The organism is Bradyrhizobium sp., from assembly GCF_030654605.1.
In the GTDB taxonomy this organism is placed as follows: domain Bacteria; phylum Pseudomonadota; class Alphaproteobacteria; order Rhizobiales; family Xanthobacteraceae; genus Bradyrhizobium.
Genome location: NZ_JAURXB010000183.1, coordinates 24,592 through 42,484, shown reverse-complemented (window position 1 = coordinate 42,484; position 17,893 = coordinate 24,592). Strand labels below are relative to the sequence as shown.

The 17,893-nt window shown below is 64.3% G+C and carries 12 protein-coding genes; 10 read left to right on the top strand and 2 right to left on the bottom strand.

Features of this window, described 5'->3' with window-relative positions; all coding sequences use genetic code 11:
- Positions 1-65: 65 nt before the first annotated feature.
- Both Q7U29_RS16770 and Q7U29_RS16765 read right to left on the bottom strand, forming a co-directional pair.
- Positions 66-1,580 (bottom strand): sensor histidine kinase, encoded by a 1,515-nt coding sequence (locus Q7U29_RS16770; protein ID WP_304743349.1) that lies wholly within the window; start codon positions 1,578-1,580, stop codon positions 66-68.
- 130 nt (positions 1,581-1,710) lie between these two features.
- Complete coding sequence (locus tag Q7U29_RS16765; protein ID WP_304743347.1) at positions 1,711-2,985, bottom strand: serine hydrolase; 1,275 nt, start codon at positions 2,983-2,985, stop codon at positions 1,711-1,713.
- 137 nt (positions 2,986-3,122) lie between these two features.
- On the opposite strand from Q7U29_RS16765, the gene Q7U29_RS16760 reads away from it, so the two are divergent.
- The 10 genes from Q7U29_RS16760 (at position 3,123) to Q7U29_RS16715 (ending at position 17,871) form a co-directional block, all read left to right on the top strand.
- A complete protein-coding gene (locus tag Q7U29_RS16760; RefSeq protein ID WP_304743345.1) occupies positions 3,123-4,037 on the top strand; it encodes a dioxygenase in 915 nt (304 codons plus the stop codon).
- A 314-nt stretch (positions 4,038-4,351) separates the two neighbouring features.
- On the top strand, positions 4,352-5,671 hold the full coding sequence (locus Q7U29_RS16755) for a CmpA/NrtA family ABC transporter substrate-binding protein (protein WP_304743343.1): 1,320 nt from the start codon (positions 4,352-4,354) through the stop codon (positions 5,669-5,671).
- Positions 5,672-5,733: 62 nt separating this feature from the next.
- The gene (gene ntrB, locus Q7U29_RS16750; RefSeq protein WP_304743342.1) at positions 5,734-6,642 is read left to right on the top strand and encodes a nitrate ABC transporter permease; all 909 of its coding nucleotides are present in this window, start codon (positions 5,734-5,736) and stop codon (positions 6,640-6,642) included.
- A 12-nt stretch (positions 6,643-6,654) separates the two neighbouring features.
- Positions 6,655-7,449 carry an ABC transporter ATP-binding protein gene (locus Q7U29_RS16745; RefSeq protein ID WP_304743340.1) on the top strand — a complete coding sequence of 265 codons (795 nt, stop codon included), beginning with the start codon at positions 6,655-6,657 and terminating at the stop codon, positions 7,447-7,449.
- An 89-nt stretch (positions 7,450-7,538) separates the two neighbouring features.
- Entirely contained in the window at positions 7,539-7,964 is a 426-nt protein-coding gene (locus Q7U29_RS16740; protein WP_304743339.1) for a globin family protein, read from the top strand.
- A gap of 8 nt (positions 7,965-7,972) precedes the next feature.
- Positions 7,973-9,190 (top strand): NAD(P)/FAD-dependent oxidoreductase, encoded by a 1,218-nt coding sequence (locus tag Q7U29_RS16735; protein WP_304743337.1) that lies wholly within the window; start codon positions 7,973-7,975, stop codon positions 9,188-9,190.
- 13 nt (positions 9,191-9,203) lie between these two features.
- On the top strand, positions 9,204-11,912 hold the full coding sequence (locus Q7U29_RS16730) for a nitrate reductase (protein WP_304743336.1): 2,709 nt from the start codon (positions 9,204-9,206) through the stop codon (positions 11,910-11,912).
- Between the two features lie 200 nt (positions 11,913-12,112).
- The gene (locus Q7U29_RS16725) at positions 12,113-12,949 is read left to right on the top strand and encodes an aldo/keto reductase (RefSeq protein WP_304743334.1); all 837 of its coding nucleotides are present in this window, start codon (positions 12,113-12,115) and stop codon (positions 12,947-12,949) included.
- Positions 12,950-13,243: 294 nt separating this feature from the next.
- Positions 13,244-14,233, top strand: a complete 990-nt coding sequence (locus Q7U29_RS16720) for a DMT family transporter (RefSeq protein ID WP_304743333.1) — start codon at positions 13,244-13,246, stop codon at positions 14,231-14,233.
- A 269-nt stretch (positions 14,234-14,502) separates the two neighbouring features.
- Complete coding sequence (locus Q7U29_RS16715) at positions 14,503-17,871, top strand: autotransporter domain-containing protein (protein WP_304743330.1); 3,369 nt, start codon at positions 14,503-14,505, stop codon at positions 17,869-17,871.
- The last annotated feature ends 22 nt before the right edge of the window (positions 17,872-17,893 follow it).

Genomic DNA, 17,893 nt, shown 5'->3' with positions numbered 1-17,893 from the left:
CGAAAAAAGCTCCGCCGCCGGGCCGGGCGCGGACGCCGCGATGCGGCCAGCGACTGCCGGGACGGCTAATCGGCGCCGGTGGGCTCGAGCGTGCAGGTCACGGTGTAAACCACGCCATGGGGCAAAAAATCAACGGTGGCCTCGCCGCCGAGTTGATCGCGGGCGCTGCGCTCGATCAGCCGCGATCCGAATCCGCGCTGCACCGGGGCCGTGACGTGAGGGCCGCCGGATTCGGTCCAGATCAATCTCAATTGCGGTTTAGCGTCTTCCGTAATCACTTCCCAGTCCAGCCCAACCTTGCCGCTGTCGTTCGACAGCGCGCCGTATTTGGCGGCGTTGGTCGCGATCTCGTGCAGGATCATCGACAGAACCACCGCCAGCCGTGGCGACAGCGGCACGTCCGGTCCGGACATTCGCAGTCGCTCCGGCGTGCTGAGCAGATAGGGCTGCAGCACGCGGTCGATGACGTCCTTGAGTTTCGAGCCCTCCCATTTTTCCTTGCTCAGGAGGTTATGCGCTTCCGCCAACGCGCCGAGCCGTCCCTCGAATTTCTCGCGCTCGATCCTGCTGGCGCTGCGAAAGGTCTGCGTGGCGATCGACTGCAGGATCGCCAGCGTATTCTTGACGCGATGATTGAGCTCCTCGATCAGGAGGTCATGGAGCATCTCGCCGCGGGCGATGGTGGTTGCCATCCGCACCGCGAAGGCGAGGCCGACCAGCAGCAGAAGGCCGCCGATCACGCTGGTGATCGCGAGATTGCGCCACAGCGGACCGACCAGCGAGCTTTCCGAAATGCCGGCGGCTATCGTCCAGCCGGTGAGCGAGGACCGTGCAAAGCTCGTGATCAGGGGCACGCCTTCAAGCGACACCGTCGGCAGGGTAGCTTCCGGTGCGCGCAGCATCGCGGCGTACAGCGTCGGCGAGGCCCGTTTGCCGATCGTTTGCTGCGGATTCGGAACGCGCGCGAAGTTGATGCTTTCGCGGTCGAAGATCGAGATCGTCCAGTCCTCGCTCGGGCGCTGTTTTTCGATGAGAGCCTGGAAGAGCTCGATCGGCGGGCTGAAAGAGATGACACTGACGACCTCGCCATCGCGAAGCACCGGCACTTCGACGGTCACGATCAGCTGCTTCTTCACGGCGTCGATGAACAGGTTGGAGTATTGCGGGCTTCTGGCTGCGAACACCTTCTCGACGATGTCGCGATTGTTGCGCGGCGGAAGGCTTGCGGTGTCTTCCGTTACCGAGGAAAACAGCTGGCGGCCGTCGCGGTCGGCCACCAGCACGACACCGTCCTTGCCATACTGCTCGAGAAAGCCCGAGGCGATGCGACGGAAACTGTCGAAGTCCCGGTTCCGCAGCACGTTGGTCAGCGACATCACCTCGAGCCCGCCGGTCATCCGCTGCATCTCGGCGTCGAGCACCAAGCGGATGCTGCGCACGGTCTCCAGCACGCGCTGCGACGCGTCCCTGCGGTCCTGTTCGTAGTTATAGAGGACGAGACCAACCGCGAAGACGATCAGCGGCAGCGTGGTTCCCGCGACCAGCAGGACGAGACGCACTGGCAGTGAGAGTTTTGGCACGCGGATCCCGGGCCCATGGCATCCGGCGCGAAAGCGCCTGATGCTCCGGAGCATAAGAGAAGCCACTGGAACGCGCCAGCGGCAGCCGGGTTCCATGGTGGGCTGGATGCCCGAGAACCCGGGTTGAGGCTCAGAGATTGCTGTCGGTGATGGCCGCGTACACCATGGTGCGCAGTTCGCGCCGGATCGGATAGGCGCTCGACGGCAGCACCTGGGTCATGAAAATGGCGATCAGTTCTTCCGCGGGATCGATCCAGAACGACGTCGTCGCGGCGCCGCCCCAGGAATACTCGCCGGCGCTGCCCGGTATCAATGTCTGTGCCGGGTTCATGGTGACGGAGAAGCCGAGGCCGAAGCCGATGCCGTTATAGGCGGCCTCGGAGAACAGGGAGCGCGACATCGCCGGCAGGTCGCAGCCGCCCGGCAGATGGTTGGAGGTCATCAGCGCCAGGGTTTTCGGCCCGAGCAGCCTGACGCCGCCGAGTTCGCCGCGGTTCAGCAGCGCGCGGCAGAAGGTGAGATAATCTGAAACGGTCGAGCACAGCCCGCCGCCGCCGGAAATGAACGACGGCGGCGACAGGAACGAACTGGTGGCCGGGTCGTCCTGCAGCGTCAGGCTGACCTTGATGTCGGTGCCGTGGGAGGCCATGCCGAGCTTCGCGTCGGCCGAGTAGCAGGCCGCGAAGCGATGCGCCTTGTCCGCGGGCACATGAAAATCGGTGTCGGTCATCCCGAGCGGATCGAAGATGCGCTCTTTCAAGAACTGTTCGAACGGCATGCCGCTGATCTTGCCGATGAGATAGCCGATCACGTCGGTGGCAACCGAATAATTCCAGGCCTCCCCGGGAGAGAATTCCAGCGGGATTTTGGCGAGGTCCTCGATCATCGACTGCAGCGTGCCCGATTTGACGACTTCGCCGATCTTCATCTCGCGGTAGGCGGCATCGACATTGGAGCGCTGCTGGAAGCCGTAGGTCAGTCCTGAAGTATGCCGCAGCAGGTCGACGATCAGCATCGGCCGCGACGGCGGCCTGGTCAGGAAGGCGGGCGCGGTGCCGGCCTGGAAAACCCCGAGGTTCTTCCATTCCGGGATATATTTGTGCACGGGCTCGTCGAGCGCCACGCGGCCTTCCTCGACCAGCATCATGAAGGCCACCGAGGTGATCGGCTTGGTCATCGAATAGATCCGGAAGATGGTGTCGTCCTGGACCGGCGCCTTGCGCTCGATGTCGGCAAAGCCCTGCACCGCGCTGTGCACCACCTTGCCGCGGCGATAGACCAGAAGCTGCGTACCCGGAAAACGGCCGGCATCGATATAGCGGTGCTTCAGATGGGCATCGACACGGTCGAAGCCGGCCTTGGACATGCCGGCGGATTCGGGCGAGGCGGGGGTAGGGGCTAGCATCTGATGTCTCCGGAGCTGGCGAGGTCAGCCTTGATAGCCGAAATGTGTGCCCCGTTCCAACCGCCGCCGCTTACCCCCGGCGGGCGGCTGGTGTAGGCTTTCCCCCACAACCGCGTACCCCCCGCAGGACAGCCCAAATGCCCCAATTCAACGACACTGAACTGACCGCCGCCGTCATCGAAAGTTTTGAGAAGACGCCGGATCCGCGGGTCAAATTCCTGATGCAAGAACTGGTCAAGTCGCTGCACGACTACGTGCGCAAGACCGACCTGACCTTCGACGAATGGGGCTACGCGATCGATTTCCTGACCCGCACCGGCCAGAAATGCACCACCAGCCGGCAGGAGTTCATCCTGCTGTCCGACGTGCTCGGGGTCTCGATGCTGGTCGATGCCGTCAACCATCGCGAGCGCGAGGGCGCGACCGAGACCACGGTGCTGGGACCGTTCTATGTCGGAGAACACAAGGTGCTGCCGCACGGGTCAGATGTTTCCCCCCACAATCTGACGGGCGAACGGATGTTCGTGCAGAGCCGCGTCACCGACCTCAAGGGCAAGCCGCTGGCCGGCGTCCCGGTCGACATCTGGCACGCCGACGATGACGGCCATTACGATTCGCAGAAGCCGGATTACGAGGTGACGGGCCCGTCATCGCGGGCGCGGTTCATCACCGATGCCGATGGCCGGTTTTTCTTTCGCACCATCCTGCCGTGCAGCTATCCCATTCCCACCGATGGCCCGGTCGGCGAGATGATCCGGCAGGTCCGCCGCCACGAGATGCGGCCGGCGCATGTGCATTTCCTGGTCGCTGCACCGGGCTACGAGCCGCTGGTCACCCACGTCTTCATCGAGGGCGACAAATATCTCGATTCCGACGTGGTGTTCGGGGTGAAGGACGAACTGGTCGCCAAAATCGAAAAGCGCAGCGATCCCTTGATGCCGGACGGCAAGCCGGCGCCCACGCCATGGCATCTGATGACCTATGATTTCCGCATGAAGCCGGGCAAGGGAACGGCGCCGAAGCCGATGCTGGCGGTGGCCGAGGACGCCTGAAAACCACTGATTCGGCGTCTGCTAATTTGTTGTGCGGCGCACAAGATTTGACCTTTGCGCAAATTTTCGATGCAATATTGGGCATGCACACGATTTGTGCAAATGTACTAAGGTATTAAAAGATTTACGCTTTTTCTAACGGGACCGCTTGGCACGAAGCTTGAATAGTTTGTGCCGACGCCATTGATGCCGTCCCTCGAGACCAATCATCCGAATTGTGAAACCGCCAGACCGGGGCCTCCCCGGAGCGCGCCTCCATGCGCTGCGGTGACACCGGACGGACGGCCAAACCGACGCAAAGGACGCCAGCGCCCATGACGAAGCCTACCGACCAGACTTCCGCCCGTGGCCTCAGCCGCCGCCATATCCTCAAAGCGACGGCGGGGACGGCCGCAGTGCTTGCCGCGGCAAGACTGAATTTCCCCGCGGGCGCCTTTGCGCAGGGCGCGGGTCCGGAAGTGAAAGGGGCAAAACTCGGCTTCATCGCGCTCAGCGATGCCGGTCCGCTGTTCGTGGCCAAGGACAAGGGCTTCTTCGCCAAACACGGTATGCCCGACGTCGACGTGCAGAAGCAGGCCTCATGGGGCACCACGCGCGACAACCTCGTGCTCGGCTCGGAAGGCAACGGCATCGATGGCGCGCATATCCTGACGCCGATGCCGTACCTGATCTCGTCCGGCAAGGTGACGCAGAACAATCAGCCGACCCCGATGTACATTCTGGCCAGGCTCAATCTCGACAGCCAGTGCATTTCCGTCGCCAAGGAATATGCCGACCTCAAGCTCGGCGTCGATACCGCGCCGTTCAAGGCGGCGCTCGAAAAGAAGAAGGCCTCCGGCAAATCGATCAAGGCGGCGATGACGTTTCCCGGCGGCACCCACGATCTATGGCTGCGCTACTGGCTCGCCGCCGGCGGTATCGATCCCGACAAGGACATCGAAACCATCGTCGTGCCGCCGCCGCAGATGGTCGCCAACATGAAGGTCGGCACCATGGATTGCTTCTGCGTCGGCGAACCCTGGAACCTGCAGCTGATCCACCAGGGCATCGGCTACACCGCGGTCAACACCGGCGAAATCTGGAACAAGCATCCGGAGAAATCGCTCGGCATGCGCGCCGCCTGGGTCGACAAATATCCGAACGCGGCAAAAGCCATCCTCATGGCGGTCATGGAGGCCCAGCAATGGTCCGACAAGGCCGAGAACAAGCAGGAACTCGCGACCATCATGGGCAAGCGGCAATGGATGAATTGTCCGGTCGAGGACGTTTACGACCGCACGGCAGGCAAGTTCGATTACGGTATCCCCGGCAAAGTGGTCGAAAACAGCCCGCACATCATGAAGTATTGGCGCGACCATGCCTCCTATCCGTTCCAGAGCCACGATCTCTGGTTCATGACCGAGGACATTCGCTGGGGCAAGTACGAGCCCGGCTTCGATTCCAAGGCGCTTATCGCCAAGGTCAATCGCGAAGACCTCTGGCGCGACGCCGCCAAGACGCTCGGCGTCGCCGCTTCCGACATCCCGGCCTCCAAGTCGCGCGGCAAGGAGACCTTCTTCGACGGCAAGGTGTTCGATCCGGAAAATCCGACGGCTTACCTGAAGTCGCTTTCCATCAAGCGTGCCGACGTCTGATCCAGGCCGGGCCGCGCGTTCGCGTGCGGCCCGCTCCATCGAACCACGGAGACATACTCCCGATGAATATGCATGCCCTGAAGACCGAACCCGATACGGCGGTGGAAGCGGTGGTGGTTGCGACCGCCCCGGCGCCGGTCGTCGCGTTGACACCGAAGCGAGCTCCACGCGCCGAGAAATACGCCAAGATGGCGAAGGAGACCGCGGTGCGCGTGGTGCCGCCGCTGATCGTGCTGGCGCTCGGCATGCTGTTCTGGGAGCTGATCTGCCAGCGCGCCGGCTCGGCCCTGCCGCCGCCCTCGCGCGTGTTCAAGGAAACCAGGGAACTGATTTTCGATCCGTTCTTCGACCGCGGCGGCATCGACAAGGGTCTGTTCTGGCACCTGTCCGCCAGCCTGCAGCGGGTCTTTCTCGGCTATTCGCTGGCGGCGGTCGCCGGCATCGGGCTCGGCACCCTGGTCGGCCAGTCGGTCTGGGCGATGCGCGGGCTCGATCCGATCTTCCAGGTGCTGCGCACCATTCCGCCGCTGGCCTGGCTGCCGCTGTCGCTGGCCGCGTTCCGCGACGGCCAGCCCTCGGCGATCTTCGTGATCTTCATCACCTCGATCTGGCCGATCATCATCAACACCGCGGTCGGCATCCGCAACATTCCGCAGGACTACCGCAACGTCGCGGCGGTCGTTCAGCTCAACCCGCTGGAATTCTTCTGGAAGATCATGATTCCGGCGGCGGCGCCCTACATCTTCACCGGCTTGCGCATCGGCATCGGCCTGTCCTGGCTGGCCATCGTGGCGGCGGAAATGCTGATCGGCGGCGTCGGCATCGGCTTCTTCATCTGGGACGCCTGGAACTCGTCGCACATCAGCGAAATCATCCTGGCGCTGTTCTACGTCGGCATCATCGGCTTCGTGCTCGATCGCATCATCGCGGGCATGGCGCAGTTCGTCACCCGCGGCACCGCGCTGAACTGAAGGAACATGTCCATGCATCCCTATCTGAAGCTCGACCATATCGACAAGGTTTTCACCCGCGGCAGTGCTTCGACCGAGGTGCTGAAGGACATCAACCTGACGATCGACAAGGGCGAGTATGTCTCGATCATCGGGCACTCCGGCTGCGGCAAGTCCACGCTGCTCAACATCGTCGCCGGCCTCACCACCGCCACGATGGGCGGCGTGCTGCTGGAAAACCGCGAGGTCAACTCGCCGGGTCCGGATCGTGCCGTGGTGTTCCAGAACCACAGCCTGCTGCCCTGGCTCACGGTCTACGAAAACGTCCGGCTCGGCGTCGACAAGGTGTTCGCGTCGAGCAAGAGCCGCAGCGAGCGTGATGCCTGGACCATGCACAATCTCAATCTGGTGCAGATGGCGCATGCCAAGGACAAGCGGCCCTCGGAAATATCCGGCGGCATGAAGCAGCGCGTCGGCATTGCCCGCGCGCTGGCGATGGAGCCGAAAGTTCTGCTGCTGGACGAGCCGTTCGGCGCGCTCGACGCGCTGACCCGCGCCCATCTGCAGGATTCGGTGATGGCGCTGCATCAGAAGCTCGGCAACACCATCCTGATGATCACCCACGACGTCGACGAGGCGGTGCTGCTGTCGGACCGTATCGTGATGATGACCAACGGGCCGAGCGCGCGAATCGGCGAAGTGCTCGACGTGCCCCTGGCGCGCCCGCGCAAGCGGCTCGAACTCGCCACCAACGCCGGCTACCTGAAATGCCGCCAGCGCGTGCTCGAATTCCTCTATGAGCGGCATCGTTTTGTCGAGGCGGCGTAAGCCCTTACGTCTCTTTCGAACTTTGACGTGAACTAATGTTCCCAGAGCGCGACCAACAGGTTCTGCTTTAACGCATTAGGAGAGCTGAAATGAATTCGACGCAGGTGAAACTGGTTCAGGAGAGTTTTGCAAAGGTGGTGCCGATCTCGGAAGCCGCGGCGGTGATCTTCTACGATCGCCTGTTCGAGGTCGCGCCGTCGGTGAAGGCGATGTTTCCGGACGACATGACGCAGCAGCGCAAGAAGCTGATGATGATGCTGGCCGCGGTGGTGAACGGCCTCGGCAATCTCGATTCGATCCTGCCGGCCGCCAGTGCGCTGGCGAAGCGCCACGTCGATTACGGCGCCCGGCCGGAGCACTACCCCGTTGTCGGCGGCGCCCTGCTGTGGACGCTGGAAAAGGGACTTGGCGAGGCCTGGACATCAGACGTCGCCGACGCATGGACCACGGCCTACGGGACGCTGTCCGGTTACATGATTTCGGAAGCATACGGCCGCGCGGAAGCCGCGGAGTAAGGATCGATGTGAGCGAACCGCTGGTTATCGTCGGCAATGGAATGGCGGCGGCGCGTCTGGTCGACGAGCTGTCGAAAGCAGCCCTTGGCCGCTACGCCATCGCGGTGATCGGCGAAGAGCCGCGGCTGGCCTATAACCGCGTGCTGCTGTCGTCGGTGCTGGCCGGTGAGACCGCCTCGCATGACATCGAGCTGCGGCCTGCGTCATGGTGGCGCGACCGCGGCGTTACCTTGAAATACGGCTGCGTCGCCACCGAGATCGACGTCGGCCGCCGCGAACTCAAGATCGCGGGTGACGAGAACATGGCGTTCTCGAAGCTGGTGCTCGCGACAGGCTCGACGCCGTTGCGGCTGAACGTGCCCGGCGCCGACCTCGCCGGCGTGCATACCTTTCGCGACAGCCGCGACGTCGATCTGTTGCTGACGCTGGCGGCGCAGAAGAAGCGCGTCGTCGTGATCGGCGGCGGATTGCTCGGGCTGGAAGCGGCCTACGGCCTCGCCAAGGCCGGCGCCTCCGTCACCCTGGTTCATCTGATGGACCGGCTGATGGAGCGCCAGCTCGATGCGCCGGCGGCCGAGCTCCTGAAGTCGCTGGTCGAGCTCAAGGGCATCAAGATTCTGCTCAATGCCAACACCGCGCGCTTTCACGGCGAAACCTGCGTCGAGGGCGTCGAACTGACCGACGGCCGCCGGATCGAGGCCGACGCGGTGATCTTCGCGGCCGGCATCCGCCCCAACATCGCGCTGGCGAAGGAAGCCGGCATTGACGTCAACCGCGGCATCGTGGTCGACGATGTCATGCAGACCGGCGTGCCCGATATCTTCGCGCTCGGCGAATGCGCCGAGCATCGCGGCATTTGTTATGGCCTGGTCGAACCGGCCTACGAGCAGGCGCGCGTGCTGGCGCGGCATCTGGCGGGCAGGCCAGTCGCCTATCATGGCAGCGTGGTCGCGACCAATTTGAAGGTCTCCGGCGTCAGCGTGTTTTCGGCCGGCGATTTCATGGGCGCCGATGGCAGCGAGGCCATCGTGCTCAACGATATCCGACACGGCACCTACAAGAAGCTGGTGATCTCGGGTGGCCGGCTCACCGGCGCGGTGCTGGTCGGCGATGTCGCCGACGCGCTCTGGTATCTCGAATTGATCAGGGATCGCAAACCCGTCGTGGGCATTCGCAGCCAGATGATGTTCGGCCGCTCGCTCGCACTGGCCTCGGAGGCGGCGTGAGCCGGTTGCTCATATGACTGCTGTCGATCCCGTCTTTCGCGCCACCCGTACTACCTGTGCCTATTGCGGCGTCGGCTGCGGCGTCGTGGCGACGCCTGACGGCAGCGGCGGTGCGGCGATCTCGGGCGATCCCGAGCATCCGGCCAATTTCGGCCGGCTGTGCTCGAAAGGCTCGGCGCTCGGCGAAACCCTCGGGATTGAGGATCGGCTGCTCCATCCGATGATCCGCTGCAGCAAAGGCACCATGGAGCGGGTGGCCTGGAGCGACGCGCTCGACCATGTCGCGCATCGCTTCGCGCACATCGTCAAGCGCGACGGTCCGGATGCGGTCGCATTCTATCTGTCCGGACAGCTTCTCACCGAAGACTATTACGTCGCCAACAAGCTGATGAAGGGGTTCATCGGCAGCGCCAATGTCGACACCAATTCGCGGCTGTGCATGGCGTCCTCGGTGGCCGGCCACCGCCGCGCCTTCGGCACCGACACCGTGCCCGGCTGCTATGACGATCTCGACCAGGCCGACCTGCTGGTGCTGGTCGGCTCCAACGCGGCGTGGTGCCATCCGGTGCTGTACCAGCGCATGGTCGCCAACAAGCAGAAGCGCGGCGCGCGCATCGTCGTGATCGATCCGCGCCGTACCGACACCGCAGGGGATGCCGACCTGTTTCTGTGCCTGAAGCCCGGCACCGATACCGCGTTGTTCTCCGGGCTGCTGGCGCATCTGGCCGACAACGGCGCGCTGGATTCCGGTTATATCGAGCGGCACACCCAGGGTTTCGAAGAGGCGCTGGCGCGGGCGCGAACGATCGCCGGCAGTGTCGGCGCGACCGCACTGGCGACCGGCCTTTCCGAACGCGACGTCGCGGACTTTTTCCGGCTGTTCGCCACCATGCCGCGCGTGGTGACGCTGTATTCGCAGGGCGTCAACCAGTCGGCGCAGGGCACCGACAAGGTCAATGCCATCATCAACTGCCATCTCGCCACCGGCCGGATCGGCAAACCCGGCGCGTCGCCATTCTCGCTGACCGGGCAACCCAATGCGATGGGCGGCCGGGAGGTCGGCGGGCTCGCCAACCAGCTCGCCGCCCATATGGGCTTCACGCCGCCCGACATCGACCGCGTGCGCCGGTTCTGGAAAGCGCCGCGCATCGCCACGCATGAAGGACTGAAGGCGGTCCAGATGTTCGAGGCGATCGCGCGTGGCGAGATCAAGGCGCTGTGGGTGATGGGCACCAATCCCGCGGTGTCGCTGCCGGACGCCGACGCCGCCCGGGCCGCGCTGAAAAAACTCGAGCTGTTCGTGGTCTCGGAGAATGTGCGCTCCAACGACACGGTGAACGCGGGCGCGCATGTGCTGCTGCCGGCGCAGGCCTGGGGCGAGAAATCCGGCACGGTGACCAATTCGGAGCGCCGGATCTCGCGGCAGCGTGCATTTCTCGATCCGCCCGGCGAAGCCAAGCCGGACTGGTGGATCGTCGCCGAAGTGGCCAGGCGGCTCGGCTTCGGCGCGGCGTTCGATTTCAACTCGGCCGCCGACGTGTTTCGCGAACACGCGGCTTTATCGGCTTTCGAGAACACCGGCGGCCGCGATTTCGATATCGGCGCGCTGAAGTCGCTGTCGGACGAGGCGTTCGACGCGCTGGCGCCGGTGCAGTGGCCGACGCGGATCGATAGCAGCCAGCCGCAACGGCGGCTCTTTGCCGATGGCGGCTTCTTTACCGATGATTTCAAGGCGCGCTTCATAGCGCCTGAAATCCCGGCGTTGCGCAGCGTGACGACGGCCGCGCGGCCGCTGCGGCTGAACACCGGCCGCATCCGCGATCAATGGCACACCATGACCCGCAGCGGCCAGAGCCCGCGGCTGGGCCAGCATTTGCCCGAGCCGTTCGTCGAGGTGCATCCCGACGACGCGCTGAGATTCGGCGTGGCCCATGACAGTTTTGCGCGCGTCACCACCGATTACGGGCAATGCACGCTCAAGGTCGTCGTCAGCGAGCGGCAGCAGCGCGGCATGCTGTTCGCGCCGATCCACTGGAGCGAGGCCACCGCCACAGGTTCGCGGGTCGGCGCGCTGGTGGCGCCGTTCACCGACGGGTTTTCCGGCCAGCCCGAGAACAAGGCGACGCCGGCCTCGATCACGCCTTATGAATATGTGTTCCGGGGTTTTGCGTTGTCGCGCACGCCGCTGGTCTTGCCCGACCATGCGTGGTGGGCCCACGTCGCGGTTCCCGGCGGCCATGGCTATCTGCTGGCCGACAATGCGGACCTCGGAGGTTGGCAATCCTGGCTGCGCTCGGCGACTTCGGACGATCTCGCCGAGTACAAGGATTTCGGTGGCGGCGTTTACCGCGCCGCGGCGTTTGCCGCCGATCGGATCGAAGCATGTCTGTTCATTGGACCGGCGCACGACGCCGGCGACTGGGACGTGATCAAGCAGCTGTTCGCCGCCGGCGTGCTCAGCGACGACCAGCGCCGCATGCTGCTGTCGGGCAAGTCGATCGACGGGATGGCCAGCGCCGGGCCGATCGTCTGCGCCTGCTTCGGCGTCGGCCGTACCACGATCTGCGACGCTATTGCGGCGGGAGCGGGCAGTGCCGCCGAGATCGGCGTGAAGCTGAAGGCCGGCACCAATTGCGGCTCGTGCATTCCGGAGATGAAGCGGCTGATCGCGCAGGCTGGCGCGGCAGATTCGAAGCAACCTCAATTGGCGGTGGCTAACTAGCCATAATCACACCTGTCATCGCCCGGCTTCGACCGGGCGATCCAGTACGCCGTGCCACCTCGGTCAAATCGGTGACGTCTCCGGAATACTGGATCACCCGCTTTCGCGGGTGACGACGGCTGCGATGGTTCCAGAAGGACTTTTGAATCACGTTCGTCTAAGGTCGGGCCAACGCGGCTTCTCCGGCGAACGAGGCGATCTTGCAAACCAGAAAATTCGGCAATGGTCCCGACGTGTCCGTGATCGGGCAGGGCACCTGGTATATCGACCGCGGCGATCGCAAGAGCGCGGTCGCGGCGTTGCGTCGTGGCCTCGATCTCGGCATGAGTCACATCGACACCGCCGAGATGTACGGCGATGCCGAACCCGTGGTCGCCGAAGCGATCGCGGGGCGGCGCGACGCGGTGTTCCTGGTCTCGAAGGTGCTGCCGAGCAACGCGTCGCGGCGCGGCACCATCGCCGCCTGCGAGCGTTCGCTGGCACGATTGAAGACCGACCGGCTCGACTGCTATTTGCTGCACTGGCGCGGATCCCATCCGCTACAGGAAACGGTCGCGGCGTTCGATGAACTGGTGGCCTCGGGAAAAATCCGCAGCTGGGGCGTCAGCAATTTCGACACCGACGATCTCAACGAATTGCTCGCGGTTGCCGGCAAAGGCAAGATCGCCTGCAATCAGGTGCTCTATCATCTGCAGGAGCGCGCCATCGAGCACGCGGTGATCCCGTGGTGCGAGCAACACGGCGTCGCGGTGGTGGCCTATTCACCGTTCGGTCATAATGATTTTCCGTCCGCGCGCAGTCCGGCGGGCCAGCTGCTGCAGACCACGGCAGCAGCGCATGGCGCTTCACCGCGCCAGGTCGCGCTGGCCTTTCTGACGCGCCGGTCATCGGTGTTTGCAATTCCAAAAGCCGGAACGCCGGAGCATGCCGCTGACAACGCAGCCGCCGGCGTACTCGTGCTCCGAGACGACGAAATCGCCGCGCTAGACACGGCGTTTCCGCGCGGTCCGAAACCGCGCGGTCTGCCGATGCTGTAGCGGAGTCCCTCGAACCACCCCGCGCTCCCTCATGGTGAGGAGCGCGTCGGGCAGCGCCGTTGCGCTGTCCGGCGCGCGTCTCGAACCATCTGGCACATGACCTGATGCCATCCTTCGAGACGCCGCGCGAAGCGCGCGCGGCTCCTCAGGATAAGGCGAAATTGTGGGCGGCGCGGCGGCACGCCGTGCGCAATCGCGCATATCGGCGTCCCGGTTTCGTGTCTTGTCGATTTCCCCCGATTGGGGTTCTTGGAGGCTCGCCCGAATCGAAAATTATTGCCTCCGAGATTGCCCGTGACACCGCCCCCCGCCGCAGCCGTCAGGCTGGACAGCGTTCCCCTGCCGTTGCCCGAGAAGAAGCCCTCCGCGCGCAAGGCGCCCGCGCGCGCCGATCATCCGTTCAAGGGTATCGCGCTGATCCTCGCCTCGACCGTGTTTCTCGGCGCCTCGGACGTGACCGCGAAATATCTGTCGGCGACGCTGCCATCGGTCGAGATCGCCTGGATCAGGTTCCTGACCTTCGCGTTGATCATGTCGCCGGCGATGTTCCCCGGATCGCCGCTGTTCGCCTTGCGCACCGAACGCCTCGGCCTGCAGCTGATGCGCGGCGCGGCGCTGCTGGGATCATCGCTGTTCTTCATCTCCGGCCTGCGCTATCTGCCGATCGCCGAGGCCTCCGCCACCGGCTTCGTGGCGCCGCTGTTCGTCACCGCGCTGTCGATCGTGTTTCTTTCCGAGAAGGTAGGCGTCCGGCGCTGGCTGGCGACCGCGGTCGGGCTGATGGGCGTGCTGATTATCCTGCGGCCGGGCACGTCGGCGTTTCATGCCGCCGCGTTCTTTCCGCTGGTGTCGGCGCTGGCCTGGGCCTGCACCCTGATCCTGACGCGCATGATGAGCGGGCGGGAACACGTTCTCACCACCATGACTTATTCGTCGATCGCGGGGCTGTGCATTCTCTCGGTGCTGGTCCCGTTCGTCTGGGTCACCCCGACCTGGCATGACATCGCCTTCGGCGTTTTCATCGGCCTGGCATCTACCGCCGGGCAGTGGATCGTGGTGTTGGCCTTTCGTTATGCCGACGCCTCCGTGCTGGCGCCGTTTTCCTACACCCAGTTGCTGTGGGTCAGCCTGCTCGGCTTCCTGGTGTTCGGCGAAGTGCCGGATGCATGGACCATCACAGGCGCCGTCTTCATCGTCGGCAGCGGCCTCTACACCGCGCACCGCGAGCGTGTCAGGCGCTCGCAACTGCTGGCAGTCGAGGGCGAGTCCTCGCCCAACGCTTGATCCCCGGGCCAGCCCCCAAAGCGCCGATCCGTGCGCAGGATGAGAAGCGTCGAGCCACGGCCGTTGCGTGCAGGCAACAGTGGAGCCCGAAAACGCCCGTTTTCGCGTTGAATCATGGGATTCCGCGGCGAGCCGTAAAATTACGGGGAGCCCTGTGCTAGCGTAGCCCCGGACAGCGCCGCAGAGCGCTGGACGACAGGGCTGTGGGGTTGGCGTTGGGTTTTCTATTGCCATTGCGGGTGCGGGGCCGGCTGCGCCGAGGCGTGGCTATGCTGTCATGCGGAGCGGTGCTGGTCGCCGCGGGCCTGGGATCGATTTCCGCCGCGCAGGCGCAAGCGTTCACCTGGGGCGATGTCGGCAGCACCACCAATACGACGGATTACAATCTCGGGACCAACTGGGGAAATCCGCCCGTGGGCGCGCCGCCGGTTGCCGCCGGCCAATCGGCGATCTTCGATGCGACGGGATCGAACGCCATCACGGTAACGACCGGTCCGATTGCGCCGGGCTCATGGACCTTCAACGCAAACTCGCAAAACTATGTCATCGATGGCGCTGCGATAAATTTCGGAATCGCGGGAACCGGTGGCGGCATCATCAACAACGCCAATGCCGGTCAGGCGATTTCGATCTCGAACAACATCGGGGAAACGGTCGCGGGCGTTCAGGTGCAGCAACTCGATAGCAGCGTGCTGACGCTGTCGGGCGCCAACACCTATTCGGGGGGCACCATCATCGGCGCCGGCATACTGCAGGTGACCAACAACAGTTCGGTCGGCTCGGGTGCGGTGACCCTAAACGGCGGCAAGTTTCTGGCCGATGGATTGAGCAATCTGGCGTTCAGCAACAATTTCACGCTCAATGCGCCTGCTTTCGGCAGCGCGGTCGACACCAACGGCGTCGCACTGACGTTCTCCGGGGTGGTCGGCGGTACGGGTGCGCTGACGGTGCTGGACACTTTCGGCGGCGGCACCCTGATCCTCACCAACACCAATACCTATAGCGGCGGGACCACGATCTGCAGCTGTGTGACGCTGCAGCTTGGGACGCTCGCCACCCAGGGCAGCATCGTCGGCGCCGTTACCAACGAAGGCGCCTTGAACATCGTCAATGCCAATACCGCCGGCATCACCTCGATTATCAATGACGGCACTTTCGGTTTTGCCACGACGACCTTTTTCAACGCCAGCTCTGCCAGCAGCATCGCCATCACCAATGACAACGGCGGCGCAACCGCCTTCGGTGTCGCCGCCGGGATCGATACCGCGACGGCCGGCAACGCCGTCATTACCAATAGCAACGGCGGTTCGACGGCGTTCCTGGCGATGACCACGGCCGGCAACGCCACCATCATCAACCAGTCCGGCAGCGGGACCTTCTTTGGTGATTCAAGCACCGCGGGCAACGCCAGCATCACCAACCGGCCTGGCGGCCAGACCATATTCGGAACCCCGGTTGGCACCGATGCTCCGAGCGCCGGTACGGCGACCATTTCCAACGAAATGGGCGGCAGTACCGAATTCAACGCCTTCGCGACCGCCTCTTCCGCCAGTATCACCAATCATGACGGCGGCGGCACCAACTTCTTCGATTCCAGTACCGCCGGCAAAGCGACCATTACCACCAACCATGGCGGCGCCACGTTCTTTCACGACAACGCCGATGGCGGCACCGCGCAGTTCATCACGGTCGGCACCGGCGTTGTCGACTTCGCCGGCAGCCTCGGTCCCAATGGCGACGGCCGGATCAACGCCGGCTCGATCGCGGGCTCGGGAATCTACTACATCGGCGCCGGCAACACTTTGGTGGTCGGCGGCAATAATCTGTCGACCGAGGTCAGCGGCGTGATTGCCGATGATTGCGGCTGTTCGCCGGGACCTGGCTCGCTGGAGAAGGTCGGCACCGGCACGCTCACCCTGTCGGGTACCAACACCTATACCGGTTTGACTTTCGTAAATGCAGGCACCTTGCTGGTGACCGGTTCGATCGCGCCCTCGGCGAGTGTAGCCGTCGAGAACGGCGCGACGCTGGGCGGCACCGGCACGGTTCCGTTCACCACTCTTGCCAGCGGGGCGGTGCTGGCGCCCGGCCTGCCGACCGCGCTCGGCACCCTGACCGTGAACGACCTGCTGCTGTTCTGCAATTGCACGTTCTATGACGTGAAGGTGACATCGACCGGCAACGATCTCACAGTGGTCGTTCCGAATTTCGCCCCGGGAATTGCCAGTCTCGCAGGGGCGGTGCGGGTCAGGTCTCTCGATAACACCTACCGCTTCAGTTCGCCGTACACGATCCTGACGGCGCAGGGCGGCTTTGATAGCGGCTTCGGCCCAACGCAGTTCAATTCGCTGATCGTGCCCACCGGCATCAACGGCGTGCTCAGCTATACCGCAACCGATGTGAACCTGACGCTGGTGTCCGCACTCGGACGGGTAACGGGATTGAACGTCAACCAGCGCAATGTGGGCAACGCGCTCGACGCCGCCTTCAACACGATTGGCAATTCCGGTAATTTGGGCGGCATCTTCAGCGGCAATGTGCCGTTCAACCTCAGCCAGGTTTCCGGCGAGACCGCCACCGGCACGCAGCAGGCTACCTTCGATGCGATGAACCTGTTTCTGGGATTGCTGACCGATCCGTTCATCGGCGGACGCGGCGGATCGAGTGGCGGCCCGGGCGCGACCCCGTTCGCCGCTGAAGCCGCGACCGCCTATGCCGGGAAGAAGTCGAATGCCGCGCGCGACGCCTTCGCCAAGCTCCCGACCAAGGCCGAGGTCGCGCGCAACGACCTGTTCGATCCGCGCTGGAGCGTGTGGGGCAGCGCCTATGGCGGCAGCAGTTCCACCGACGGCAACACGGCGCTGGGATCGAACAACGCCACGGCACGCGCGTTCGGCTTTGCCGCCGGCGCGGACTACCGGATTTCGCCGGCGACATTGGCAGGTTTTGCGTTGGCCGGCGGCGGCACGAATTTTAACGTCAACGGCTTCGGCTCCGGACGTTCGGACCTGTTCCAGGCCGGCGCCTTCGTGCGCCACACCATGGGCAAGGCCTATGTGACGGCTGCTGCCGCCTATGCCTGGCAGGACGTGACGACGGATCGCACCGTTACCGTGGCCGGGATCGATCGGCTGCGCGCGCAGTTCACCGCCAACGCATGGTCCGGCCGGGTCGAGGGCGGCTACCGTTTCGTCACGCCGTGGATGGGCATTACGCCCTATGCTGCCGGGCAACTTACGACTTATAGCCTGCCGGCCTATGCCGAGCAGGTGGTGTCGGGCGCCAACACCTTCGCGCTGAACTACGCGGCCAAAGACGTTACCGCGTCGCGCTCCGAACTCGGCATCCGCACCGACAAATCGTTCGCGATGCAGACCGCGATCCTGACGCTGCGGGGCCGTGCCGCCTGGGCGCATAATTTCAACACCGACCGCAGCATCACCCCGGTGTTCCAGACGCTGCCGGGCGCTGCCTTCGTCGTCAACGGCGCGGCGCAGGCCCGCGATGCCGCGCTGACGACGGCGTCCGCGGAGATGAAGTGGCTGAACGGCTGGTCCGCCGCCGCTACCTTCGAGGGCGAATTCTCCCACGTCACGCGGTCCTATGCTGGCAAGGGCGTTGCGCGCTATACGTGGTGAAGGCCCGGGGCTGAACACGGCA